General features: G+C 73.1%; 20 protein-coding genes. 11 read left to right on the plus strand and 9 right to left on the minus strand.

The window, feature by feature from the left end:
- The first annotated feature begins 233 nt into the window (after positions 1-233).
- Positions 234-2,714: a right-handed parallel beta-helix repeat-containing protein gene (locus tag ACZ51D_RS35805; RefSeq protein WP_465664642.1), complete on the plus strand. Its 2,481-nt coding sequence runs from the start codon at positions 234-236 to the stop codon at positions 2,712-2,714.
- Between the two features lie 48 nt (positions 2,715-2,762).
- Positions 2,763-3,074, plus strand: a complete 312-nt coding sequence (locus ACZ51D_RS35810) for a DUF6191 domain-containing protein (protein WP_465664643.1) — start codon at positions 2,763-2,765, stop codon at positions 3,072-3,074.
- A gap of 100 nt (positions 3,075-3,174) precedes the next feature.
- Here the strand turns inward: ACZ51D_RS35810 and ACZ51D_RS35815 are convergent, their stop codons facing one another.
- Positions 3,175-3,546 (minus strand): TetR/AcrR family transcriptional regulator, encoded by a 372-nt coding sequence (locus ACZ51D_RS35815; RefSeq protein WP_465664644.1) that lies wholly within the window; start codon positions 3,544-3,546, stop codon positions 3,175-3,177.
- 121 nt (positions 3,547-3,667) lie between these two features.
- On the opposite strand from ACZ51D_RS35815, the gene ACZ51D_RS35820 reads away from it, so the two are divergent.
- Positions 3,668-4,159: a DUF4267 domain-containing protein gene (locus tag ACZ51D_RS35820; protein WP_465664645.1), complete on the plus strand. Its 492-nt coding sequence runs from the start codon at positions 3,668-3,670 to the stop codon at positions 4,157-4,159.
- 96 nt (positions 4,160-4,255) lie between these two features.
- Here ACZ51D_RS35820 and ACZ51D_RS35825 read toward each other — a convergent pair whose 3' ends face one another.
- Entirely contained in the window at positions 4,256-5,410 is a 1,155-nt protein-coding gene (locus ACZ51D_RS35825; RefSeq protein ID WP_465664646.1) for a PLP-dependent cysteine synthase family protein, read from the minus strand.
- A 209-nt stretch (positions 5,411-5,619) separates the two neighbouring features.
- Positions 5,620-6,804 carry an ROK family protein gene (locus ACZ51D_RS35830; protein ID WP_465626508.1) on the minus strand — a complete coding sequence of 395 codons (1,185 nt, stop codon included), beginning with the start codon at positions 6,802-6,804 and terminating at the stop codon, positions 5,620-5,622.
- Positions 6,805-6,995: 191 nt separating this feature from the next.
- Between ACZ51D_RS35830 and ACZ51D_RS35835 the strand changes: the two genes are divergently transcribed.
- Together ACZ51D_RS35835 and ACZ51D_RS35840 are read left to right on the plus strand one after the other, a co-directional pair.
- The gene (locus ACZ51D_RS35835) at positions 6,996-8,273 is read left to right on the plus strand and encodes an MFS transporter (protein WP_465664647.1); all 1,278 of its coding nucleotides are present in this window, start codon (positions 6,996-6,998) and stop codon (positions 8,271-8,273) included.
- Between the two features lie 156 nt (positions 8,274-8,429).
- On the plus strand, positions 8,430-9,011 hold the full coding sequence (locus ACZ51D_RS35840; RefSeq protein WP_465664648.1) for a HutD/Ves family protein: 582 nt from the start codon (positions 8,430-8,432) through the stop codon (positions 9,009-9,011).
- Between the two features lie 117 nt (positions 9,012-9,128).
- Here the strand turns inward: ACZ51D_RS35840 and ACZ51D_RS35845 are convergent, their stop codons facing one another.
- Positions 9,129-10,070, minus strand: coding sequence for an esterase/lipase family protein (locus ACZ51D_RS35845; protein WP_465664649.1), 942 nt, complete (start codon positions 10,068-10,070; stop codon positions 9,129-9,131).
- A gap of 150 nt (positions 10,071-10,220) precedes the next feature.
- On the opposite strand from ACZ51D_RS35845, the gene ACZ51D_RS35850 reads away from it, so the two are divergent.
- Positions 10,221-11,639, plus strand: a complete 1,419-nt coding sequence (locus ACZ51D_RS35850) for a PucR family transcriptional regulator (RefSeq protein WP_465664650.1) — start codon at positions 10,221-10,223, stop codon at positions 11,637-11,639.
- Between the two features lie 277 nt (positions 11,640-11,916).
- On the opposite strand, the gene ACZ51D_RS35855 is transcribed toward ACZ51D_RS35850, so the two are convergent.
- Positions 11,917-12,279, minus strand: coding sequence for a peptidoglycan-binding domain-containing protein (locus ACZ51D_RS35855; RefSeq protein WP_465626499.1), 363 nt, complete (start codon positions 12,277-12,279; stop codon positions 11,917-11,919).
- A 106-nt stretch (positions 12,280-12,385) separates the two neighbouring features.
- On the minus strand, positions 12,386-13,141 hold the full coding sequence (locus ACZ51D_RS35860; protein ID WP_360504982.1) for an acyltransferase: 756 nt from the start codon (positions 13,139-13,141) through the stop codon (positions 12,386-12,388).
- Positions 13,142-13,372: 231 nt separating this feature from the next.
- Here ACZ51D_RS35860 and ACZ51D_RS35865 point away from each other — a divergent pair, with 231 nt between their 5' ends.
- Positions 13,373-14,137, plus strand: a complete 765-nt coding sequence (locus ACZ51D_RS35865; protein WP_465626497.1) for a maleylpyruvate isomerase family mycothiol-dependent enzyme — start codon at positions 13,373-13,375, stop codon at positions 14,135-14,137.
- Positions 14,138-14,291: 154 nt separating this feature from the next.
- Here the strand turns inward: ACZ51D_RS35865 and ACZ51D_RS35870 are convergent, their stop codons facing one another.
- Entirely contained in the window at positions 14,292-15,065 is a 774-nt protein-coding gene (locus ACZ51D_RS35870; RefSeq protein ID WP_360509820.1) for an enoyl-CoA hydratase family protein, read from the minus strand.
- 332 nt (positions 15,066-15,397) lie between these two features.
- Between ACZ51D_RS35870 and ACZ51D_RS35875 the strand changes: the two genes are divergently transcribed.
- On the plus strand, positions 15,398-16,276 hold the full coding sequence (locus ACZ51D_RS35875; protein WP_465664651.1) for an ATP-grasp domain-containing protein: 879 nt from the start codon (positions 15,398-15,400) through the stop codon (positions 16,274-16,276).
- A 64-nt stretch (positions 16,277-16,340) separates the two neighbouring features.
- A complete protein-coding gene (locus ACZ51D_RS35880) occupies positions 16,341-16,745 on the plus strand; it encodes a RidA family protein (RefSeq protein ID WP_360509818.1) in 405 nt (134 codons plus the stop codon).
- Positions 16,746-16,765: 20 nt separating this feature from the next.
- On the opposite strand, the gene ACZ51D_RS35885 is transcribed toward ACZ51D_RS35880, so the two are convergent.
- Entirely contained in the window at positions 16,766-18,208 is a 1,443-nt protein-coding gene (locus ACZ51D_RS35885; RefSeq protein WP_465664652.1) for an MFS transporter, read from the minus strand.
- 111 nt (positions 18,209-18,319) lie between these two features.
- On the opposite strand from ACZ51D_RS35885, the gene ACZ51D_RS35890 reads away from it, so the two are divergent.
- Together ACZ51D_RS35890 and ACZ51D_RS35895 are read left to right on the plus strand one after the other, a co-directional pair.
- On the plus strand, positions 18,320-19,306 hold the full coding sequence (locus ACZ51D_RS35890) for an ArsR/SmtB family transcription factor (RefSeq protein ID WP_465664653.1): 987 nt from the start codon (positions 18,320-18,322) through the stop codon (positions 19,304-19,306).
- A gap of 219 nt (positions 19,307-19,525) precedes the next feature.
- On the plus strand, positions 19,526-21,829 hold the full coding sequence (locus tag ACZ51D_RS35895; RefSeq protein ID WP_465664654.1) for a glycosyl hydrolase family 18 protein: 2,304 nt from the start codon (positions 19,526-19,528) through the stop codon (positions 21,827-21,829).
- A 212-nt stretch (positions 21,830-22,041) separates the two neighbouring features.
- Here the strand turns inward: ACZ51D_RS35895 and ACZ51D_RS35900 are convergent, their stop codons facing one another.
- Positions 22,042-23,337: a geranylgeranyl reductase family protein gene (locus ACZ51D_RS35900; protein WP_465664655.1), complete on the minus strand. Its 1,296-nt coding sequence runs from the start codon at positions 23,335-23,337 to the stop codon at positions 22,042-22,044.
- Positions 23,338-23,436 lie beyond the last annotated feature (99 nt).

Raw genomic sequence — 23,436 nt, forward strand, 5'->3', positions numbered from 1 at the left:
GCCGTTCTGTGGAGCCGTTCTGTGGAGCCGCCGCCGCACGGAACCACCGCTGTGCGCGCTCGTTGAACAAGTGGTCGGAACCTGTGGCGGCGGTGGGCCCTACCGGTGTCCGCGCGACAACGGGCGGCCGAACCACCCATGTGAGCGCGCTACGGTGGGCGGGCCGCCCGCGCACCTCCGCGCGTTCGGCCCGTTGAACGCCTGCTCGACGAAGGTGGGGACGACAGACCGTCATGGCTGAGCACAGGGTCCGGGTCACCCAGGACAGCGCATCCCGCTGGCGTCGCCGCGCGGGCGAGTACGAAACGCTCGCGGAGGCCCTGGCCGCCGCCGAAGCGGGCGACACCGTGACCGTCCGGCCGGGCACCTTCCGGGAGAACGTGCTGCTGGACAAGCCGGTGACGATCGTCCCGGCCCAGGGCCCGGGCACCGTGCGGATCGAGCCGCCCTCCGGGGTGGCGCTGACCGTCACCGCCGCCGCGACCGTCCGCGACCTCGTCGTGGAGGGCGGCGACAGCTCCACCCCCGCCGTCCTGGTCACCGGCACAGAGGCGACGCCGTCGTTCAGCGGCTGCCGGATCGAGACCCGCTCGGCCGCCGGGATCGAGATCACCGACAGCGCCCGGCCGACCCTGCGCGGCTGCGTGGTCGCCAACCCCGGCGGGCTCGGGCTGCGGCTGCGCGGCGAGGGCACCGCCGCCGCCTTCGAGGACTGCGAGGTCGCCGCCGCCGGCCAGGCCGGACTCGCCGTTCTCGGCGGCGCGACCGCCGTCCTGGACCGTTGCCGCGTCCACCACGCCTCCGGCGCCGGCGTGCTGCTCTCCGACCCGGGCAGCGCGGCCGAGCTGACCGGCTGCGAGATCTACGAGATCCGCGGCAGTGGAGTGCAGGCCGACGCGCAGGCGGGCGGGCGACTCGTCGACTGCGAGATCCACCGGGTCACCGGCAACGGGCTGACCCTGGACGGCGAGGCCGAGCTGGTCCTCACCGGCTGCCGGGTGCACGACCTGCCGGAGAACGGCGCCGACCTGCGCGGACGCTCCCGGCTCAGCCTCGCGCACAGCACCGTACGGGACTTCGGCCGCGGCGCACTGTCGGTCTGGGACCAGGGCACCGAGGCCATCGCCGAGGCCTGCCAGATCCACGGCTCGACCGGCGAGTACCCGGCGCTGTGGGTCAGTGACGGCGCCCGGCTCACCCTCACCGACTGCTCGCTGCACGACCTGCCCGACGCCCTGTTCGTCCTCGACCGGGACTCCGCCGCCACCGCCGAGGGCTGCTCGTTCAGCCGGATCCGCAGTTCGGCGGTCTCGGTCAGCGGCGGAGCCACCGTCGCCCTGGCCGCCTGCCGGGTACAGGAGGCGGGCACCGGACTCTGGTTCCGCGACCACGGCAGCGGCGGACTGCTCACCGACTGCGAGATCTCCGACGTGTCCACCGGGGTGATCGTCACCAAGGGCGCCGACCCGGTGCTGCGCGACTGCACCGTGCGGGCCAGCACGGACGCCGGGGTGTACGTCTCGGCGCAGGGGCGGGGCACCTTCGAGGACTGCCGGGTCTCGCACGGCAAGGGCTTCGGCTTCCACATCATCGACGGCTGCCGGACGCAGCTCATCCGGTGCCGGGCGGAGCAGAACGAGCGGGCCGGGTTCGAGTTCTCCGAGCCGGGGCCGGTCGCGGAGGGGTGTACGTCGGACGACGTCGCGGCGGCACCGGGGCCGGGCTCCGGGCTGGGGTCGGGGCTGGGGTCGGGACCGGGTTCCGGGGCGGGTTCCGCGCTCGGGTCACCGTTCGGGGGCGCGGACGTACCGTCGCCTCGCACCTCCCAACTAGCCGCCGTTGCATCGGCGTTGGCCCCGGCCTCGGCTTCGTCGGCGATCGCCCCGATCCCGGACTGCCGACCGGCCGACGAGGCGCTCGCCGAACTGGACTCACTGGTCGGGCTGGCCACGGTGAAGCAGGAGGTGCGCACCCTGATCGACCTGATCTCGGTCGGCCGCCGTCGCCGCCAGGCCGGGCTCAAGGCGCCGTCGCTGCGCCGGCACCTGGTCTTCACCGGCGCCCCCGGTACCGGCAAGACCACCGTCGCCCGGCTCTACGGCGAGATCCTCGCCTCACTCGGGGTACTCCAGCGCGGACACCTGGTCGAGGTGGCCCGAGTGGACCTGGTCGGCGAGCACATCGGCTCCACCGCGATCCGCACCGCGGCCGCCTTCGACCGGGCGCGCGGCGGCGTGCTCTTCATCGACGAGGCGTACGCGCTCGCCCCCGAGGACGGCGCGCGGGACTTCGGGCGCGAGGCGATCGACACCCTCGTCAAGCTGATGGAGGACCACCGGGACGAGGTGGTCGTCATCGTGGCGGGCTACACCGCCGAAATGGAGCGCTTCCTGTCCGCCAACCCCGGTGTCTCGTCCCGCTTCTCACGTACCATCAGGTTCCCCGACTACACGGCGGAGGAGCTGCTGGAGATCGCCCGGGCGCAGTGCGCGGAGCACGAGTACGCACTCTCCGAGGGGACTGAGATGGCACTGCTGGAGCACTTCGGAGGGCTGGAGCGCGGCCCCAACTTCGGTAACGGGCGCACCGCTCGGCAGGTCTTCGAGACCATGGTCGAGCGGCACGCGGTACGGATCGCCCACCTCGCCGACCCGTCCACCGAGGAACTCCAGCTGCTCGTCCCGGCCGACCTGCCGACGGCGCCCCTGCCGTAGCGCCGCCGCCAGGGAACTCGTCGGCCGCGCCGGGCCGTTGAGGCGGGCATGAGCATGCTTCTGACGGGCGCGGCGGGCGGGTTGCTGTTACCGGCCGGGCTGGTGGCGTTCTTCTTCCTCGGCGCGGCGGTACGGCGGTTGCGCGCCCGCCCGGCGACGGGTCCGTCCGGCGGCCGCGGCGCGGGCGCGACCGCTACGGAGGAACTGCACGCGCTGCTCTACCCGAGCAAGCGGGTGCAGTTGGAGCAGCGACGGGTCGAGCTGGTGCTGCGGGACGACGAGCACGACGGCGCGCCGAAGCGCACCGGTATCGACCTCGCGGGCGGCCGGGCGGTGATCCGGCGGCAAGCGGACAAGTGACGGGTGACGGGTGACAGCTAACAGCTGACGGCCGAGAGCTGACGGGTGGCGGCGAACAGATGACAGCCAACAGCTGACAGAGTCTGAAATCTGTCATCCGTCACTTGTCCGCTTGCCGCCCGTCGCCCATCCACTCGACCCGAGGCCCGCCACCCCTAAAGCCGCCGCACCAGCAGTTCCACCCGCCCCTCCGCCGGGTCCGACCGGAGCCGGCGGCCCGTCCGCCTCGGCAACAACTGCCCGCAGGCCTACGGCGAGTTCCGCGAAAGCCCTCCTCCGCGACGGCCGCGACAATCTCCGGCGTGCCCACGAAGTGGCGGTAGAGCACCGGCCGGCTGCAATCGATCCACTCCGCCAGCCGACGGATCGTCACCGCGTCCCAGCCTTCCGCCTCGGCCGGCCCCCGGGCGATCCTGATGATCAGTTGGCGCCGTTCGACGCGTTCGCTCTCGCGGCGCTGGTGAATCGACATATTCGAATCCTATCAGCGCTAGATATCGGAGCAGCGACTATGCTAGCTTCGTTCCTGTTCCTAGCAACGCTAGGAGTCGGAGCGCAGAGCAACGCGAGGCCATCAAACCCGAGGGGGAGCCATGTCCAGCACCATCACCATCACCAGCAACAGCACCGCCACCACCAGCACTGTCACCAGCGTCGCCGCCACCGGCACCGGCGGCCGTGCCCGTACGCTGATCGCCACCACGCTGGCCGTGCTGGTCGCCGTGGGCATCGGCTACATCGGCATCTGTTTCCTGGTCACGCCGGAGAGCGTCGCCTCCGGCTTCGGCCTGCCCGAGTGGCCGCACGGCGACGCCGCCGCGTTCCTCGGCACCAAGGGCATCCGCGACCTCGCCTCCGGCATCGCCCCGCTGGTCCTGCTGCTCACCGGCCAACGGCGGGCCCTGGGCTGGCTGCTGCTCGTCGACGTCCTGATTCCGGCCGACGATGCCATCACCGTGCTGACCCACCACGGCTCGACCGCCGCCGCGCTCGGCATCCACGGCGCGACAGCGGTCGGGGTCGCCGTGGCGGCCGGGCTGCTGCTCACCGAGCGCCGCGACCGGGGTACCCGGCAAGCAGCCTGACGGAACGTCGAAATGCCGGACCACCGGACCGGCTGAACGATGGAGCGCCGGAACACCGGACCGAACGAACGCCCTGAGGTCGGACCGGCTGCGGTGTCAGCCCGCCCAGGGACCGCCGGCGAGGAAGGACTCCAGCGCGGCCCGGTAGGGCGCGATGTCGATCCGCTCGCCGGCCAGCCAGTCGTCCGAGTAGTACTTGTCCAGGTAGCGGTCCCCCGGGTCGCAGATCAGCCCGACCACGCTGCCGGTCCGCCCGGCCTCGCGCATCTCGGCGACGATCCGCAGCGCGCTCCACAGGCCCGTCCCGGTCGAGGCCCCCGCCTTCTTCCCGAGGACCTGCTCCAGCACCCGCACGGCGGCGATCGACGCGGCGTCCGGCACCTTCATCATCCGGTCGATCGCCCCCGGGACGAAGCTCGGCTCCATCCGGGGTCGCCCGATGCCCTCGATCCGCGAGCCGCTGTCGCAGACGGCGTCCGGGTCGTGGTGCACCCAGCCGTCGAAGAAGCAGGAGTTCTCCGGGTCCGCCACGCAGATCCGGGTGTCGTACTGCATGTAGTGCACGTAGCGGGCGATGGTCGCCGAGGTGCCGCCGGTGCCGGCGGTGGCGACGATCCAGGCCGGCTCGGGGTGCGGCTCCAGGCGCAGCTGGGCGAAGACCGACTCGGCGATGTTGTTGTTGCCGCGCCAGTCGGTGGCCCGCTCGGCGTAGGTGAACTGGTCCATGTAGTGCCCGCCGGTCTCCTCGGCGAGCCGGGCGGACGCCTCGTACACCTCGTCCGAACGCTCGACCAGGTGACACTCGCCGCCGTGGAACTGGATCAGGTCGATCTTGGCCTGGCTGGTGCTCTTGGCCATGACGGCGATGAACGGCACGCCGATGAGCTGGGCGAAGTACGCCTCGGAGACGGCGGTGGAACCACTGGAAGCCTCGATCACCGGCTTGCCGGGGCGGATCCAGCCGTTGCAGAGCCCGTAGAGGAAGAGCGAGCGGGCCAGCCGGTGCTTGAGCGAGCCGGTCGGGTGGGTGGACTCGTCCTTGAGGTAGAGGTCGATCCCCCACTCGGCCGGCAGCGGGAAGCGCAACAGGTGGGTGTCGGCGGAGCGGTTGGCGTCGGCGTGGACCTTGCGCACCGCCTCCTTGAGCCAGGCACGGTAGTCCTGGTCGGAGCGGTCGACGTCGACGGTCGGCTCGATGCCGGACCGGGGGTCGTGCTCGATGCCGCGCTCGGCGCCGGACTGGGTACTCATTGGTCGCTTCTTCCTCGTAGTGCCCCCCACTGCTCACTACGAGTGTACGAGTGTCACGATAAGTGACCGTTTTCGAAGACCCAGCTTCCGCTTATTGCCTCTGCGACTTATTGCCTCTGCGACACGACCCACCCAGTCGTCCGGACCCAGCCGACCCAGCCCGGCTGGACGACCTAGCCGAGCTGGACGACCCGGCCGCGCTGGACGACCTAGCCGAGTTGGACGGGCACCGACTGCGGATCCGCGAGGTACGGCCCCCAGCCCAGCTCGGCCGCGCCCGCGAGCGCGCCGTGCGCCAGCTCCGCGCCGACAATCGGCACCCGTCCGCTGCGTCCCCACAGGCTGCGCTCGGCGACCACCGCGCGCAGCCGCTCGGGCGCGGCCTTCAGCAGGTCGAGGTGCAGGCCGCTGAGGACCACGCGGTCGGGGTTGAGGATGTTGGCGACGCCGGCCAGCCCGAGCCCGAGCCGGTCGATGACGTGCTCGACCGCCGCGCGCGCCCGGTCGTCGGTGGCGGCGGCCCGGCACAGCTCGCGTGCCTGGTCGAGCAGCGGGCGCCCCGGCTCCGGGGTGAGCCCGGCGGCGGCGAACAGCGCGTCGGGGTCGGTCTCCGAGTTGAGGCAGCCGCGGTTGCCGCACATGCAGGGACGGCCCTGCGGGTCGACGGTGAGGTGGCCGACCTCCAGTGCGAGGCCCGCGCTGCCGGTGTGCAGGTGGCCGTCGATCACCAGCGCCCCACCGACGCCGCGGTGGCCGGAGGTAACGAAGAGCAGATGGCGGGCGCCGCGCCCGGCGCCGTGCCGGTACTCGGCGAGCGCGGCGAGGTTGGCGTCGTTGGCGATCGCGGCGGGCAGCGGGCGCAGCGCGTGCGGGCCGTGGTCGGCGCGGCCGACCTCGACGTCGAAGAGGTCGGCGACCGGGGTGCCGCTGGGCCAGGCGAAGTGCAGCGCGGCAAGCGCGGTGCCGTCCGGCTCGGTGACCGGGTTGGGCAGCGCGAGCGCGGCGCCCAGGCAGCGGCGGTCGGTCGCACGGACGAGGTCGGCACCCGCCTCGGCGACGGCGCGCAGCATTCGGACCGGGTCGGTGGCGGCGGGCAGCGGCAGGTGCACGGGCGGGTCGAGCAGCCCGCCGAGGCCGGCCAGGGTGACGCTCAGCCCGTCGGCGTGGATCTGCCCGGCGATCACGACCGGGCCCTGCGGGTCGATCGCGAGCCGGTGCGAGGGGCGGCCGCGGCCGCCGCCGGCAGGGCGCGAGTCGACCGTGATCAGGCCGAGCGCCTCCAGCTCGGCCGTGACCGCGCCGGCGGTGGCGCGGGTGACGTCCAGCGCGCGGGTGAGCGCCGAGCGGGTCGGCGCCTGGCCGGTGTGGATCAGCGAGAGGGCGGGGCCGAGCAGCGTCCGGCCACGGTCGGGGGCCGCGCGGCGGTGGCCGTCGCGCTGCGCGTCGGGGTCCTTCCCGGTGCCGGGCCTCGGGCTTGATGGTGAGAGCTGCACGCCCCTATTGTGACTTTGTGCCGCTTCGAAACAAAATCCGCGCCCATCCCAGACCGGACCTCCCCTCCTCCCAGTCTCGCAGCACACCCCCGATGACCGACAGCCCCTGGGGCTCCGCACGCATCGCGCTCACCGCGTTCTTCGCCGTCGACGGTTTCCTCTTCGCCGCCTGGGTGGTCCGCATCCCGGACGTCCGCAGCCAGGTCAGCGCCTCGCACAGCGCCCTCGGGCTCGCCCTGCTCTGCCTGTCGGTCGGGGCCGTCATCACCATGCCCGCGGTCGGACGACTCTGCCTGCGGTACGGCTCACGTCCGGTGACCGTCGGCTCGCTGGCCCTGCTCAGCCTCGCCGTCCTCCTGCCCGCGCACGCCCACTCGGTGACCACGCTCGGCGCCGCATTGCTGCTCTTCGGTGCCGGGTACGGCGGGGCCAACGTCGCCATGAACAGCGCCGCCGTCGATCTGGTGGCGCAGCTGAGGCGGCCGGTCATGCCCAGCTTCCACGCCGGGTACAGCTTCGGCGGACTGCTCGGTACGGGCGTCAGCGGCCTGCTCGCCGGCCCCCTGAGCACCGCGTGGGCACTCGCGGTCAGCGGACTGCTCGGCATGGCCGTCACCATCGGCGCGGGCGTCGTGCTGATGCGCAGCCCGGCGGCACCACTGATCGCACCCGGCCGGGCGGACGCAGCGGCGGGCGGTGGTGCGGCGGGCGGTGGTGCAGCAGCCAGTGGCGCGGCAGCCCCTGGCACGGCAGCCAGTGGTGCGGCGGACGGCCGTGCGGCGAACAGTGCGGCCACGCCCGGGAGTGGCACGGTCGCGGGCCGTACGCCTGCCCGCCTTCTGGTGCTGCTGCTCGGTGTCACCGCGCTGTGCACCGCGTACGGCGAGGGCGCGATCGCCGACTGGACCACCCTCCACCTCACCGACGACGTCCACGCGAGCTCCGCGGTGGCGGCGACCGGCTACGGCGCGTACGCGTTCGCGATGGCGGGCGGGCGGGTCGGCGGCACCTGGCTGTCCATCAGGCTCGGGCAGACCCGGCTGATGCTGCTCGGCGGACTGGCGGCCGCGGCCGGGATGCTGGTCGCCGCCCTCGCCCCGGTGGCACCGCTGGCGATCTGCGGGTTCGTCCTGGTCGGGCTCGGCCTGGCCAACCTCTTTCCGCTCGCCATCGCCCGGGCCGGAGAGGCGGGCGGCCCGCAGGGCGTCGCGCTCGCCTCGTCCCTCGGTTACGGCGGGATGCTGATCGGCCCGGTGGTGATCGGCTTCCTCGCCGACGCGGCCGGGTTGCCGCTGGCCCTCACCACGGTCGCGGTCGCCGCGACGGCGGCGGCACTCCTGCCGCTGTCGGTCAGGCGGCGGTTCAGGTGACGGGTGAGAGGTGATGGGCTGCGGGTGACAGACGACGGGAGACAGGTAACAGACGACAGATGACAGCTGACAGATTTCAACATCTGTCAGCTGTCATCTGTCTACTGCCTCCCCCCGCTGTCGAATACCGCCCGAGCAGTGGCAGGATGCGGGGCCATGACGACCAGCGAACGCTTCCAGGTACTGCGGGCGAGCGAGCGCCCGGCGATGGCGTGGCTCAACGGGGGCGGGGTGACCAGGGAGGTCGCCGGATTCCCGGCAGGATCCGGGCTCGACGCGTTCGACTGGCGGGTCAGCCTGGCCGACGTGGCCTCGGCCGGACCGTTCTCCCCGTTCCCCGGCATCGACCGGGTGATCACCCTGGTCGACGGCGCCGGCATGGCGCTCACCGTCGACGGTGTCGAGCAGCTGGTCGACACACCGTTCCGGCCGTTCCCGTTCTCCGGCGACGCCACCACGGACTGCCGGCTGCTGGCCGGCCCGGTGGTGGACTTCAACGTGATGACGCGGCGCGGGCGGGTCGAGGCCGCCGTTGACCTGGCCACCGTGCCCGCGGTCGTCGAGGTGTCGGCCGGAAGCACGGTCCTCCTCGTCTGCCTCACGGACTCGGCCGTCATCGAGGGCGCCGAGGCCGTCGAACTCGCCCGCTACGACGCGGCGCTGCTCGAGGCGCCGGGCACGCACGAGCTGCGCCCGGACGGCGTCACCGCCGTCATCACCTTCCGCGCGCGCCACTGAAGCACGCCCCACCCACTGGGAACACCGCGCCGACGAACACCGCGCCGACGAACACCGCACCGACCAACGACGGCGCTCCCGCCCCCGGATCCCGGAGGCGGGAGCGCCGTTGCCGGTTCAGCCGCAGAGCACCGGCGTGGCGTGCGCCGGGTCCAGGGCGTTGGTCACCAGGTGCAGCGCCGTCGGCGAGAACGCGATCGCGACGTGCTCCACGAGCGAGACCGGGCAGTGGTTCTGCAGCACCACGTTGTCGACGCCCGGGCCGTTCAGGAACTGGGTCCGCCACGGGGTGACGACCTCGTCGTACACGGTAGAGATCACCGTGTAACTCACGCCCGGCGCGGTGTCCGGCCGGGAAGCCATCGTCTTGTTGAAGTCGGAGCCGACCGCCTGGTCCCGGCAGGCCTGGCAGACGGTGTAGATCAGGTCCGCGACGCCAGGGAAGTACGGCGCGAGGTTGACGATCCCGTCGAGCGTGGTGCCGTGGTTGGACGGTGCCAGCCCGACCAGCTTGCCCACCTTGGAGGCGCCGCCGAGGAACTTCAGGTAGTAGTTCGGCAGCATGCCGCCCTGCGAGTGGCCGACGATGTCGACCTTGGCCGCTCCCGTCGCGGTGCGCACCAGGTCCACGAAGCGGGCGAGTTGGGCCGCCGACTCGGGCACCGCGCCGAGACCTCCGATCGGGAGCAGCAGGCCGCTGCCGGTGGAGGTGATGCCGGGGATGGTCCCGTAGTCGAGGGCGAAGACGCAGTACCCGAGGCTCTTCAGCAGCGGGGAGAGCGCCAGCCAGTTCTCGTAGCGGTTGGCGAAGGTGCCGTGCACCAGGACGACCGGGTTGGGGTGGGCGGCGGTCGGCCGGCAGCTCCAGTCGTTGGCGCCGGGCGGCGAGGCCACCGTGTCGCCGTCGGGCGGCAGTTCGGCGGCGGTACGGGCGGCAGCAGCGGACCCGGCAGGAGCGGCGACGGTCGGGGCCGCGCTCGCGGGCACCGCCGTCGCGCCCGCCAGCAGTGCCCCCGCCAGCAGGGCGGCGCCGAACGTGCCGCCGAGCTTACGGCGCATGGGACTTGCGGAGAGGCGGAGAAGTGGGGTTCTCAACTGTTGCCTCCACAGCTGAAGTTTGTTACCAACAGGTAACCCGAGTGGCTCCATCATGCGGTCGCCCCTCCGGCCCGGCCCTTGGGCGTTCCCCAGACCTGGACGGTGTTCTCTGTGACCGGTCACAACGCACCCCACTGCACGCCCCCGAACACCCCGGCGCAGGCACCGGGTTGGCGCGTCCCGGTGATCGGCGGCCTCCCGGCCGACCAGCGACTCCTGCGCGGTGTCCACGACTTGGCCCAGGCCGTGGTCACCGCGCTGCTGGACCGCGTACCGGTCTACCGCCGCCTGCCCCGCGAACAGCTCACCGGCGAACTCACCCGGGACACCGAGCGACGGATCCGCGCGCTCGCCCACACCATCCGCACCGGACTCCCCGCCCCCGCCGAGGAGTTCACCGCCGTCCGGGAGTCCGCCGCCCGGCGCGCCGAAGAGGGCCTGCCACTGGACGCCGTCCTGCTCGCCCACCACCTCGGGCTGGAAATCTGCTGGGAGTTCGTCACCCGGCACGCCCGGGAGGGCGACGCCACCGAGCTGCTGGTCCTCAACCGGCTGCTGCTCGACCAGCTCCGCCAGGCCGCCACCGCAGCCGGCGCCGGCTACCTGGACGGACGCCGCCCGACCGCCGACCGGCGGTGCGCGGCCCGGCAGTCCCTGCTCACCGCACTGCTCGCGGGCGCCCCCGCCGACGAGGCCGCCGCGCGTGCCGGGCTCCGGCTGCCTGTCCGCTACGCCGTGCTCTGCCTGTCCGTCGCCGACCACCCCGACGAACACTCACCCGGCGTCGACCCGGGCGTCGCCGCCCGCCGTAAGCTGCGCCGACTCGGCACCGAACTCGACCACCGCACCCGGCAGTCGGCGCTCACCGCGCTGACACCCTCCGGCGGACTGGTCCTCGTCCCGTTCGACCCGTCGCCGAAGCGCCCGGCGTCCCCAACGCCCCCAACGACCCCGGCCCCCCTGACTCCCCTGACCTCCCTGACCTTCCCGAAGTCGTCCGCGCCATCCGCTTCGTCCGCGTCGCCGGAACGGCCCGACGCCGACTCCGAGGACCCCTGGCCGCAACTCGCCGCCACCCTCGCCGCGGCGGCCCGGGCCGCCGGCGCGCCCGTCCTGGCCGGGGCCGCCACCGCTGTACCCGCCGAGGTGCCCGAAGCGGCTGCCCTCGCGTACGAAGTCCTCGACGTCGCACGGGCGTTCGGGCGACCACCCGGGCTGCACCGGTTGGACGACGTCCTGCTGGAGTACCAGCTCACCCGGCCCAGCCAGGCCCGCGCCCGGCTCGCCGCGCTGCTCGAACCCCTGGCGGAAGCAGGGGAGTTGCTCACCACTCTGCGCACTCACCTCGCCGGAGGCCTCAACCGCCGGCATACCGCGAGCGCGCTGCACCTGCACCCGAACACCGTCGACTACCGGCTGCGCCGGGTCGCCGCGTTGACCGGCCTGGACCCGGCACGCCCCGCCGACGCCCTGCGGATCACCGCCGCCATCGCCGCACGGACCGCCGAACAGGACTCCCCCGCACGGTAGTTCCGATCCACCCTGGACACCGCACCTGCCTGGTGGCACCCACCCCCGGACAGCGCAAGGCACCCGCGTCACCGCCGTTCACGAGACGGCGACAGCACGGGTGCCGACGACAGCGCGGACACTGACGGGAAAGCCCCGCCCAGCAGTCCGGTCCGAGAGACCCGGAAAGCCCGAGAGCCTCAGAAGGAGACCCGAGGAGCCCGGGTAGCCCGGGTAGCCCGAGAGACCCGGAAGGCCAGGGAGCCCGGGAGTCCCGAGAGCCCCGGGAACCCGGACCTCAGCAGCCGAGAGCGGAGTGGGTCAGCACCTGGCTGTTGAGCCTGTCCCAGGTCTGCGGGCCGACGATGCCGTCCTGCCCGATGCCGGCGCACCTCTGGAACCGCCAGACGGCCGCGTCGGTCGCGTTGCCCCAGGCCCCGTCCTCGTCCAGCCAGGCGCTCCCGGACGAGTACGAGACGTGGTTGAGCTCGCACTGGAGCTGCTTCACCGCGTCACCGGTGTTGCCGTACCGCAGCGTGGGCTGGGCGCTGGTGTAGCCGCAGTACTGCGAGGCCTGCGCCGAGGCGGCGGGCGCGGTCGCGATCCCGGCCGCCAGCACGATTCCGGCGGTGACGAGGCCGCCGACGAGACGGTTGCGCATGGGAGTCCCCCGTTCTATAGGTCGATCAAGATCGAACGAACGGCACCCTAGCCGACGAATCGTCAGGAAAACGGCTGCTCCGTCTAAAAGATCGACAAAGCGATGGTCAGCTCTGTTCCCCCGGGAGCCGCAGGTCCCACCCGACCAGGGCCCGAAGCTGCTCCGCCGTCACGCCGTCCGGCACCGGCTGGGGCGCCTCGTGGCGCAGCGGCGGCTGCCAGCCCTCCTCCTCGGTCCAGCGGCGGACCACCTTGGCCGGCGCCCCGGCGACCACACTGTGGTCCGGCACCTCGCCGCGCACCACCGCGCCCGCCGCGACCACCACGTTGCGGCCGATCCGCGCCCCCGGCAGGATCACCGCGCCGGTGCCGATCCAGCTGCCCGCGCCGATCTCCACCGGCTCGTTGCGCGGCCACTGCTTGCCGATCGGCAGATCGGTGGCCCGGTACTCGTGCGCCTGGTCGGAGATGTAGACGCCGGGCCCGGTCCACACGTCGTCGCCGAGCACGATCGACTGGTGCCCGACGATGTGGCTGTCCCGGCCGATCACGCAGCCGCCGCCGATCCGCACGATCGGCTCCGGCCCGAGGTCGAGGCCGGGCAGGAACCCGGCGCTGATGGTGACCCGCTCGCCGATGATCGAGAACGGCCCGATGGTGATCCACTGCTCGTTGAACACCGCCCCGAGGGGAAAAGCGAGGCTCGTCCCGTCCCCCAGCTCGCCGAACCGGTACGGGCCGGGGCTCTGGTTGGTGACCGCGCCGGTCCTCTGCACCCAGCGCCAGCCCCGGTGGACGAGGCGCCCGGCAGCACGGCGGCCGCCCGCCCGGACGGCGGAGACGAGGGAACGGGTTATCGGCATGCGCTCACGTTACCGGCCCGTAGCCGAGGCCCGGCCGCCGGGCGGTCAACATCACACCGGCCCCTCCCGCCCCGACCGCCGCACGGGGTCACCAGCAGTCCGGGCGACTGCGGGGCTGCGATTCACGCTGCCGTCGAGCCCACCACGACGGAATTTCCCCCTGCTCCGGCCACCCGAAGGAACGTCCGAAACCCGCGACCGGCGGCGGTCCGCAGTGGAAGACTCCGTCCCATGAAGATCACCGAACACATCGACGCGCTGCGCCACGAGGGCACTCTGCTCGCCGAGGCCGCCGCCCGTACCGACCTGTCCGCCCCCGTCCCCACCTGTCCGGAGTGGCAGCTGGGCGACCTGCTGCGGCACGTCGGCCATGTGCACCGCTGGGCCACCGCCATCCCGTCCCGAGGCCTGTCGGCGCCGCTGGACGAAGCGGGCGTGGAGGCCGCCGTCGGGCCGATGCCCTCGGACGCCGCGCTGGTCGACTGGTTCCGCGAGGGCCACGCCACCCTGGTGGACGCGCTCGTCAAGGCCCCAGCCGACGTCGAGTGCTGGACCTTCCTGCCCGCGCCCAGCCCGCTGGCGTTCTGGGCCCGGCGCCAGGCGCACGAGACCGCCATCCACCGCCACGACACCGACGCGGCGGCCGGGGTGCCCGGACCGTCCGTGGGCACCGCGCTCGCCCTGGACGGCATCGACGAACTGGTACGCGGCTTCATGACCCGCAGCCGGGCCACGCTGCGCAGCGACCGGCCGCGCACCCTCCAGGTCCGGGCGACCGACGGCCACGGCACCTGGCGTCTGACGATCACCCAGGAGCCGCCGGTCGTCACCACCGACGAGAGCACCGAACCGGCCGACCTCACCCTCACCGGCCCCGCCCGCGAGCTCTACCTGCTGCTGTGGAACCGGCTGCCCGCCGAGCAGGCCCGGCAGGTCCAGCCGACCGGCGACCGGGACCTGCTCGACCTCTGGCGGAACGCGGCGGCGATCGGCTAGTCGCGACCCCCGAGACGCCCGGGACTCGGTCGCGACGCCGGGGATACGGTCATGACGCCCCGGACACCGTCGTGGCGCCCGGGGTGGGCACGGCCGCGACGCCCCGGACGCCGTCGTGGCGCTCATCGAACCTGGCGCTCGTCGAACCCGGCAGTCAGCGCACCCAGCGCGCGGGCCGCTTCTCCAGGAACGCCCGCATGCCCTCCTGCGCCTCCGCCGAGCCGAACAGCCGTGCCGACAGCTCCACCAGCTCGTCGGCGTCGCGCTCGAAGGAGCGCACCACGTCGGCGTTGGCCAGCCGCTTCGACTCCGCCAGCCCCTGCGGGGAGCCCTGGCGCAGCGCGTCCAGCAGGCCCTTCAGCACGACGCCGGTGTCCTCAGCGGACGCAGTGGCGCTGGTGATCAGGCCGATCCGGGCGGCCTCGGCGGCGTCGAAGACCTCGCCGGTGAGGTAGTAGCGGGAGGCGGCGCGCGGCTCCAGCTTGGGGCGCAGCGGCAGCGAAATAACGGCGGGCGCGAGGCCGAGCCGGACCTCGGTGAAGGCGAAGGTCGAGGCCGGTCCGGCGATGGCGAGGTCCGCCGCGCCGACCAGGCCGAGGCCGCCCGCCCGGACGTGCCCGTCGATGACGGCGATCACCGGCTTCGTGCAGTCCACGATCGCCCGCTGCAGCTCGACCAGGCCACGCGGGCCGACCGTCGGGTCCGCGCCGGTCGCCTCGGAGAGGTCCGCGCCCGCGCAGAACACCTTGCCGGTGTGCCCGAGCACCACGGCGCGGACCTCCGGGTCGGCCGCGGCCGCCGCCAGCCCGGCGTGCAGCTCGGCCATCAGGCGGGTGGAGAGCGCGTTGCGGTTGTGCGGCGAGTCGAGGGTGAGCGTGGTGACGGCGTCGGCGGTGCTGACGCGGACGAGGGGCTCGGCGCTGGTCATCGGCGGGGCCTGCCTTCCGGCTGAGGGTGGGTCGGACTGCGGGCGCGGTCCGGGGTGCCCGGACCGCGCCCGGACGACTCTGGCACGCCCACCCGCCCCTCGGCCAGAGCCAACCTGCCGCGCCCACGGCTCCGCGTGCGGAACCGGTGACGGAGCCGGCCCGCCGCCCGACCGGGGCCGACCCGTACTTCGCCCAGGGTGACCGTCCTCCGACCACGACCGACCCGCCGCGGCACCGGAACCGACCGTCCGCGCGGCCGAAGCGGACGGACCGCGCGCAGAGGCCGGAATCCGGTGGTCACGGCCGCCTCGTCCACGACAGCATCGTCGCCATGACCACCGACACCCCCGTCCTGCTCCTCGCACCGCGTATCAACGAGACGGGTCTCCAGCTGCGCACCTCCGCCGGACGCCGCGGCCTGCGGGCGTGCGTCGCGACGTCCTGGCAGGCCCCGCGCGAGCTGCTCGGCACGCGGGTGCACGTGTACGGCGGGCCGCTGTTCGGCGACGCCGTCGGGCGGGAGCTCGGACTCGGCCTGTTGGAACCGGCCGCCGACTGGCTGACCCGGCTACCGCTCGCCCTGACCGGGCGCCGGGTCACCTCCACCACCCTGGCCGAGGCGCGTCGGCTGCGGCGCCCGGCCTTCGTCAAGCCGCCGGTGGACAAGCTGTTCGCCGCCCGGGTCTACCCCGACGGCGGCGCGCTGCCCGGGCCCGCGGTGCTGGACGGTGACACCCCGGTGCTGGTGAGCGAAGTGGTGCGGTTCGGCGCGGAGTATCGGCTGTTCGTGCTGGACGGCGCGGTGCGGGCGGGCTCGCGGTACGCGGTGGACGGCGAGCTGTCCGTCGCGCCCCTGGTAGCCGTCGGAGTGCCCGACGGTACGTCTGCCGGGGAGGTCACCGAGGTGCCCGCCGGTACGTCTGCCGAGCTGCCCGACGGAAGGTCCGCCGAGGTGCTCGCGTTCACCCGCGATGTCCTGGCCGCTTCCGCGGCGGAGGCGCCGTTGCCGAGCGCGGCCGTGGTGGACGTCGGGCTGACGGAGAACGGCCGTTGGGCCGTCGTGGAGGCCAACGCCGCCTGGGCCGGCGGTGGTTACGCCGCCGACCCGGGCGCCATCCTCGATGTGGTGCTGCGCTCGGGCGGACCGGCCGCCCAACTCCCCTCCACCGACCGTCCGTTCCTGCGCGAACTGCCCGAGGTGGTGCGCTGAGGCCGGGCGGTCGTACGCAGCCCGGGCTTGCGGCCCCCGCGGATCATGGCCCAAGATCCGCGGCATGACCACCTCTCACCTCACCCACCTCACCGAACCGCCCGGGGTCGCGCCCGGCACCGGCTACACCCAGGTCGTGACCGGCACCGGCCGACTGGTCCAGGTGTCCGGCCAGGTCGCCTTCGACGAGCAGCGGAACCTGGTCGGCGTGGGAGACCCGAAGGCGCAGGCGCGGCAGGTCTTCGAGAACCTCCGACGCTGCCTGGCCGCTGCCGGGGCCGGGTTCGAGCACGTCGTGAAGTTCACCTTCTTCATGACGGACATCGCCTACCTTGCGGCCATCCGCGAAGCCCGCGACGAGTACCTGGGCGCCCTGCCCCTGCCGGCCGCGTCCGCGATGCAGGTGGTGGCGCTGTTCAGGCCCGACGTGCTGATCGAGATCGAGGCACTGGCGGTCCTCCCCGAGTAGACGGGCGGAGCCGCCGGGTCTCACGCGGCCCCGAGCCTCGCGTCCCGCCGACCGGCCCACCGGACGGCGGGGCGCATCGCCAGGCCGGCCGCCGCCAGCACCGCGCCCAGGACGACCCAGCCGACCATGCCGTACCCGATCACCAGGGTGCTGACCAGCGCCGGACCGGCCATCATCGCCGCCGCCATGCCCGCGTTGAACACGCCCTGGTAGGCGCCGTGGTCGCGCTCGCCCGCGAGGTCGTAGCTGAGTGCCCAGCCGCCCGCCTGGGCGACCACCTCTCCGAGCGACTGCAGCGCGATCCCGCCCAGCACCACCACGGCCGCGGCGATCCCGGGCAGGCCGTGCGCCAGGGAGACGACCAGGCAGGAGGCGGCGAGCACCAGTCCGGCGCGCCCGCAGGCCCGGGCGGCCCCCGTCCGCTCCTCGGTGCCCCGGGTGGCCCGTACCTGCAGGGTGATCACCAGCAGGGTGTTGACGATCAGGGTGCCCGCGACGGTGATCCGCGGCGCGTCGGTCTCCTGGACGATCCAGAGCGGCACGCCGACCTCCAGAACGGCGAACTGCAGGCAGAGCAGGGCGTTCAGCGCCGTCACGGCCAGGAACGGGCCGTCCCGCAGCGCCGGGTTCCGCTGTCGGCCCTGCTTGACGCCCTTGGCCGAGGGGTCCGACGGGTCCGGGATGCCGGTCTTCGCCGACGGGTCGGATGCCGACGATCCGACCACCGACGTTTCGGCCGCCGACGCCCCGACCACCGGCCCTTCGACCATCGGCCCTTCGGCCACCGGTGCTTCGGCCACCCGCGGACGCTGCGGAACCACGAGGCGGTGGAACAGCACGGCAACGGCCACGAAGGAGGCGGCATCGGCCAGGATCGCCGTCAGGTAGACCGGCCGGGTGTCGACCTGCAGTGCGATCGCACCGAGGCCCGTACCCAGGCAGATCCCGATGTTGGTCACCACCCGCAGGTGCGCCCGGCCCGCCACCCGACGGTCGGCGGGCAGCACCTGGGCGTAGAGCGCGTTCCGTGCGGCGGCGGAGCCCCGGTCGACGGCGGAGACCAGGCAGGCCAGTGCCACGAAGGCCGGGTAGCTGTGTACCAGCGCGTACCCGGCGGTGCCGACCGCCTGCGCCGACACCAGCACCACCAGCACCCGCCGGGCGCCCCAGCGGTCGGCGGCCCGGCCGGCCGGCACGCTCGCGGCGACCCCGCACAGGCCGGCGGCGGTCATCCCGAGGCCCAGCTGGGCGGCGCTCAGACCGAGCACCCGGGTGAAGAACAGCACCGCGACGGAAAGGGAGAGTCCGTTGCCCAGCGTGTTGACGAGGGTGATCCCGGCCAGTCGACGGACCGTCGGGTCGGGGTGCAGGCGCCGCCGCACAGCGGCGACGGCTCCGGTGGCACCGGGGCTTTCCGGCACGGCCGGGGAAGGTGCGGAGGACTCCGCCGTCGGGGTGGTCATGTGACGATCCCACCGCCGCCGACGCGGTCTCGGTACTCCTTTAGGCTCTGGCTAAATCCGAAGCCGGACTCCCCACCCCCGGCCAAGGCCGAAGAGAAGGACACTGCCCTCGTGCACCGGTTCACCCTCCGTCTGGCCGACCTCGCCACCACCTGGTTCGCCGCCTCCCCGATCCACGAGGCCGTGCTCAGCCTGCGGATGTGGACCCACCCAGGCGTCTACCACCTCCAGACCCGGACCTTCGAACAGCTCAGGCCCGCCTTCGAACGGCTTGACTCCCGGCTACTGCTCTCGCTCGTCGCCGAGAACCGCTTCGTCCCGGACTTCCTGACGCCCCGCCCGTCCTCCCCCTCCCCCGACTTCCGCTCCGAGCTCGCCGTCGTCCGCGCGTTTCCGCCGGAACAGTTGCGCGCCGAACTGGAACAGACCTTCCGCTCGCACGGCCGGCCGCTGCCCGCCGAGCTCTCCGCCGGACTGGCCGCCCCGGAGCGGCTGTTGGCGCGGATCGCCGACGCGCTGGAGGAGTACTGGGAGGTATGTCTCGCGCCCACCTGGTGGCCGCATGCCCGCGTGGTACTGGAGGCCGATCTGGTCCACCGCGCCCGGTTGCTCGCCCGCCACGGCGCGGCGGCCCTCTTCGCCGACCTGGACCACCGGCTCCACTGGGCGAACGGCGTGCTGTCGATCAGCCGGGACTGGGCGGACGGGGACGTGGAGACCCCCGTGGACGGGCGTGGCCTCGTGCTCTGCCCGACCTTCTTCGTTCGTGGCGCGATCACGATGATCAGCAACGACCGTGCGCCACAGATCAGTTACCCGGCGCGCGGGCAGGCGGGCATGGCCGGCCAGGGCGCGCCGGTGGCGCCGCAGGCCGTGGAGGCTCTGGTCGGCGCCCCGAAGGCGCGACTGCTGACCATGCTCGCCGAGCCCGCCTCCACCACCGAGCTCGCCTACCGCCTCGGCGTCACTCCTGGCGCGGTCAGCCAGCACCTGTCGGTCCTTGCCGCCACCGGCCTGGTCACCCGGGCCCGGCACGGCCGCTCGGTGCTGTATCGGCGCAGCCCGCTCGGGGACCAGCTGACAGGGGCGAACAGATAACAGCCGACGGACGACGGATAGCAGGCGACAGCAAACAGATAACAGATATTGAACTCTGTCATCCGCCCGCCACCCAGTGGTACAGACCTGTTGACGCATTGGTCCAGTCCTCCTACAGTGCCCATGCCACCGCCCCCCACGGCACAGGCACCGATCGCACACGTATCACCCCCGGTTCTACATCACCCTGTTCCAACCCCCACAGTCGCAGGGAGAACCATGTCCGCTCGATCCCGGGCCGGACGCCCACGCGTGCGCAGCAGACTGCTCGCACTGCTCAGCGTCCTGCTCCTCCCCCTCGCCACGCTCACCGTGCTGGCCGCCCCGGCGAACGCCGCCGGAAAGCTCACCGCCACCTTCACCACCGCCGACAACGGCTCCTGGTGGCAGGGCACCTACATCGTCCACAACGACAACGCGACCGCCGTGTCCGGCTGGACCCTCGAGTTCGACCTCCCGGCGGGCGTCACCATCGGCAACAGCTACAACGGCACCGCCACCGTCAACGGACGGCACGTCACCGCGACCGCCGCGTTCTACAACTCCACCGTCAACGCCCACAGCACCACCGAGCCGTACAGCTTCTGGTTCGTCGGTAGCGGCCCGGCCTCCACCCCGCTCAACTGCCGTATCAACGGCGACAAGTGCGACGGCACCCCGGACGTCCCGCCGTCCGCCCCGGGCGCCCCGACGGTCAGCGAGTCCACCGCGCACACGCTGGCCCTGAGCTGGCCGGCCGCCACCGGCGGGGACTTCCCGGTCGCCTCGTACGACGTGCTGAACGGCAGCACCGTCCTCGCCTCCGGCCCGACCACCGGCGCCCTGGTCACCGGTCTCACCGCGGCCACCTCCTACACCCTGACCGTCCGCGCCAAGGACAGCCGCGGCAACACCGGCCCGCTCAGCGCGCCCGTCACCGGCGCCACCTTCGACCCGTCCACCGACCCCGTCCCGCCCACCGCGCCCACCAACCTCCGCACCACGGCTGTCAGTTCGACGGACGTGACGCTCGCCTGGAACGCCGCGGCCGACAACGTCCGGGTCGCCGCGTACGACGTCTACCAGGGCGGCACCCCGGTGGCGACGGTCACCGGCAAGACGCTGACCGCGACCGTCGGCAGCCTCTCGCCGTCCACCACCTACACCTTCACCGTGAAGGCCCGCGACGCCGCCGACAACGTCTCGCCCGCCTCCGCCCCGCTCACCGCCACCACCTCGGACCTGGTCGGCGCCGGGAAGTACGCCCGGGTCGGCTACTTCGTCCAGTGGGGCATCTACGGCCGCCAGTACTTCGCCAAGAACCTCGACACCTCGGGCAGCGCCGCCAAGCTCGACGTCATCAACTACGCCTTCGAGAACATCGATCCGGTCAACCTGACCTGTCTCTCGGGTGTCACCAAGGGCACCACCGCCAACCCGCAGGACCCGGACCAGGGCACCGGAGCCGGTGACGCCGACGCCGACTACGCCCGACCGATGAGCGCCGACCAGTCGGTGGACGGCGTGGCCGACGACGGCTGGGGCAAACTCCGCGGCAACTTCAACCAGTTGAAGACGCTCAAGGCCAAGTACCCGAACCTGAAGGTGGTCGTCTCGCTCGGCGGCTGGACCTACTCCAAGTACTTCTCGGACGTCGCCGCCACCGACGCCTCCCGCCAGAAGTTCGTCAAGTCCTGCGTCGACACCTGGATCAAGGGCAACCTGCCGGTCTACAACGGCGCCGGCGGTGACGGCGTGGCGGCCGGGATCTTCGACGGCATCGACCTCGACTGGGAGTGGCCCGGCTCCGGCGACGGCCACGCCGGCAACCACTGGAGCGCCGACGACAAGGCCAACCTGACCCTGCTGCTGGCCGAATTCCGCAAGCAGCTCGACGCGTCGGGCGGCTCGCACAAGCTGCTCACCGCCTTCACCCCGGCCGACCCGGCGAAGGTCGCCGCGGGCTGGGACCTGAGCAGGATCTTCGGCTCACTGGACATCGCCAACGTCCAGGGCTACGACTTCCACGGCTCGGGCAGCGACAACTCCTGGGAGCCCAACCGCACGGGCCACCAGGCCAACCTCTACCAGGACCCGAACGACCCGTACGACGTCCACTTCAGCGTGGACGCGGCCGTCCGGACCTACCTCGGCGCCGGGGTCAACCCGCGCAAGCTCACCATCGGCTTCCCGTTCTACGGGCGCGGCTGGCAGGGCGTGGCGGACGGCGGTGCGAAGGGGGTCTGGCAGTCCGCGGGCGGCGCCGCACCGGGCCAGTTCGCCGAGGAGGCCGGCACGCGCGGGTACCACAACCTGATCACCAGCGTCTCCGGCCTCACCGTCTACCACGATCCCAAGTCCATGGCGACGTACGGCTACACGGGAGCCGGCGGCCAGTGGTGGACCTTCGACGACGCCTGGTCGATCGCCCGGAAGACGGCCTACCTCAAGTCGAAGAACCTGCTCGGCGGCATGATCTGGGAGATGTCCGGCGACACCCCGTCCGGCACGCTCATGACCGCCCTCGACACCGGGCTGAAGTGACCCGCACGCCCGCCCGGACGCCCGCCCACACGCCCGCCCCGAGGCTCACCAGTCGGAACAACTAGCCCACCATGCAAGGCAAACGGGGCCGGCGCCCCTCCACCCGGGAGGAGCACCGGCCCCACATCGGCCCAACGACCCGACGGCCCTACAACCCGACCGCCCTACAACCCGACGGCCCGACGGCCCGACGGCCCGACGGCCCGACGGCCCTAACGCGACGCCATGGACGTCAGCTTCCGCGCCGCCCGGTACTGCCGCAGCACCTGGGAGAAGGTGGTGTGCCCCTGGGTGGTCCGGGCGAAGGCCCGCCAGGCCGCCGGCACCAGGCAGACCGCCGCGTGGAACAGGTACGGCCGCCGCTCGAAGGCGCCCAGCAGCTGCTTGCCCGCGCGCATCTCCACTCCCAGCCCGGCCTTGATGGCGAAGGCGTAGTTCAGCGCCTCGCGCCGCACCGCAGCCGCGTTGCCCGCCTCGGCGACCTTCACCGCCCACTCGCCGGCCAGTCGGCCCGAGCGCAGCGCGTACGAGATGCCCTCGCGGGTCCACGGTTCCAGCAGTCCGGCCGCGTCGCCGGCGACCAGCACCCGGCCGCGGGAGAGCGGCGAGTCCTCGGCCCGGCAGCGGGTCAGGTGCCCGGATTCGACCCTGGGGGTGAAGCCGGACAGGCCCAGCCGCCGGATGTAGTCGGCGAGGTACTGCTTGGTCCGCTCGCCGTCGCCGCGCGCCGAGATGACGCCGACGGTCAGGCTGCTGGTCTCGGTCTTCGGGAACACCCAGCCGTAACTGCCGGTCAGCGGGCCCCAGTCGAGGTGGATCCGGCCCGCCCAGTCGGCGGCGACCTGCGGGGGCACCGGGATCTCCGCCTCCAGGCCGAGGTCGATCTGGTCGAAGGTGACGCCGACGTGCCGGGCGATCCGGCTCGCGCTTCCGTCCGCGCCGACCACCGCGCGGGCCTCGAACGTGCGCCCGTCGGCCGCCGTCACCAGCGCGGTCCGGTGCTCGCCGCCGCGCTGCTCGACACCGGTGACGGTCACTCCGGTGACCAGCACCGCCCCGGCCGCCTTGGCCGCCTGAACCAGGCGCAGGTCGAACTCGTCCCGGTTGACCAGGCCGAACAGCATCCGCTGGGAACGCCGCGTCCGGGTGAACCGCCCGTCGTACGCGAAGGTGACGGCGTACACCCGGTCCTGCAGCGGCAGCCGGAAGTCCGGCGGCAGGCTGTCCCGGGAGGGGCCGATGATGCCGCCGCCACAGGTCTTGTAGCGGGGGTGCTCGGCCTTGTCGAGCAGCAGCACGCGGCGGCCCTGGACGGCGGCGGCGTGCGCGGCCGAGGCGCCCGCCGGTCCGGCGCCGACCACCACGACGTCCCAGACGCCGTCCGGCGGCGAGGCCGCGTCGTCGAGCGGAGCGGCCGTCCCGTCGTGCGGCGTGGCCGTCGCGTCGTGCGGGCTGTCGAGCGGGCTGTCGAGTTCGCTACGGGAATCGGAGCTTCCGGAGTCAGTCACGTCGAGCAATCCTATGCGTCCGCCCGCCCCGCCGGACGCCGCGCCACCCGAAGCCCGCCGCACGGTTCCGCCCCCATCCGCCGTCCCGGGGGCCGAGCA

The sequence above is a fragment of the Kitasatospora sp. NPDC033851 genome, assembly GCF_055576085.1.

What these genes read in the sequence shown, in the direction of transcription:
- ACZ51D_RS35805 (WP_465664642.1), top strand. Translation starts at nt 234, where the DNA reads ATGGCTGAGCACAGGGTCCGGGTCACCCAGGACAGCGCATCCCGCTGG.
- ACZ51D_RS35810 (WP_465664643.1), top strand. Translation starts at nt 2,763, where the DNA reads ATGAGCATGCTTCTGACGGGCGCGGCGGGCGGGTTGCTGTTACCGGCC.
- ACZ51D_RS35815 (WP_465664644.1), bottom strand. Translation starts at nt 3,546, where the DNA reads ATGTCGATTCACCAGCGCCGCGAGAGCGAACGCGTCGAACGGCGCCAA.
- ACZ51D_RS35820 (WP_465664645.1), top strand. Translation starts at nt 3,668, where the DNA reads ATGTCCAGCACCATCACCATCACCAGCAACAGCACCGCCACCACCAGC.
- ACZ51D_RS35825 (WP_465664646.1), bottom strand. Translation starts at nt 5,410, where the DNA reads ATGAGTACCCAGTCCGGCGCCGAGCGCGGCATCGAGCACGACCCCCGG.
- ACZ51D_RS35835 (WP_465664647.1), top strand. Translation starts at nt 6,996, where the DNA reads ATGACCGACAGCCCCTGGGGCTCCGCACGCATCGCGCTCACCGCGTTC.
- ACZ51D_RS35840 (WP_465664648.1), top strand. Translation starts at nt 8,430, where the DNA reads ATGACGACCAGCGAACGCTTCCAGGTACTGCGGGCGAGCGAGCGCCCG.
- ACZ51D_RS35845 (WP_465664649.1), bottom strand. Translation starts at nt 10,070, where the DNA reads ATGCGCCGTAAGCTCGGCGGCACGTTCGGCGCCGCCCTGCTGGCGGGG.
- ACZ51D_RS35855 (WP_465626499.1), bottom strand. Translation starts at nt 12,279, where the DNA reads ATGCGCAACCGTCTCGTCGGCGGCCTCGTCACCGCCGGAATCGTGCTG.
- ACZ51D_RS35860 (WP_360504982.1), bottom strand. Translation starts at nt 13,141, where the DNA reads ATGCCGATAACCCGTTCCCTCGTCTCCGCCGTCCGGGCGGGCGGCCGC.
- ACZ51D_RS35865 (WP_465626497.1), top strand. Translation starts at nt 13,373, where the DNA reads ATGAAGATCACCGAACACATCGACGCGCTGCGCCACGAGGGCACTCTG.
- ACZ51D_RS35870 (WP_360509820.1), bottom strand. Translation starts at nt 15,065, where the DNA reads ATGACCAGCGCCGAGCCCCTCGTCCGCGTCAGCACCGCCGACGCCGTC.
- ACZ51D_RS35875 (WP_465664651.1), top strand. Translation starts at nt 15,398, where the DNA reads ATGACCACCGACACCCCCGTCCTGCTCCTCGCACCGCGTATCAACGAG.
- ACZ51D_RS35880 (WP_360509818.1), top strand. Translation starts at nt 16,341, where the DNA reads ATGACCACCTCTCACCTCACCCACCTCACCGAACCGCCCGGGGTCGCG.
- ACZ51D_RS35885 (WP_465664652.1), bottom strand. Translation starts at nt 18,208, where the DNA reads ATGACCACCCCGACGGCGGAGTCCTCCGCACCTTCCCCGGCCGTGCCG.
- ACZ51D_RS35895 (WP_465664654.1), top strand. Translation starts at nt 19,526, where the DNA reads ATGTCCGCTCGATCCCGGGCCGGACGCCCACGCGTGCGCAGCAGACTG.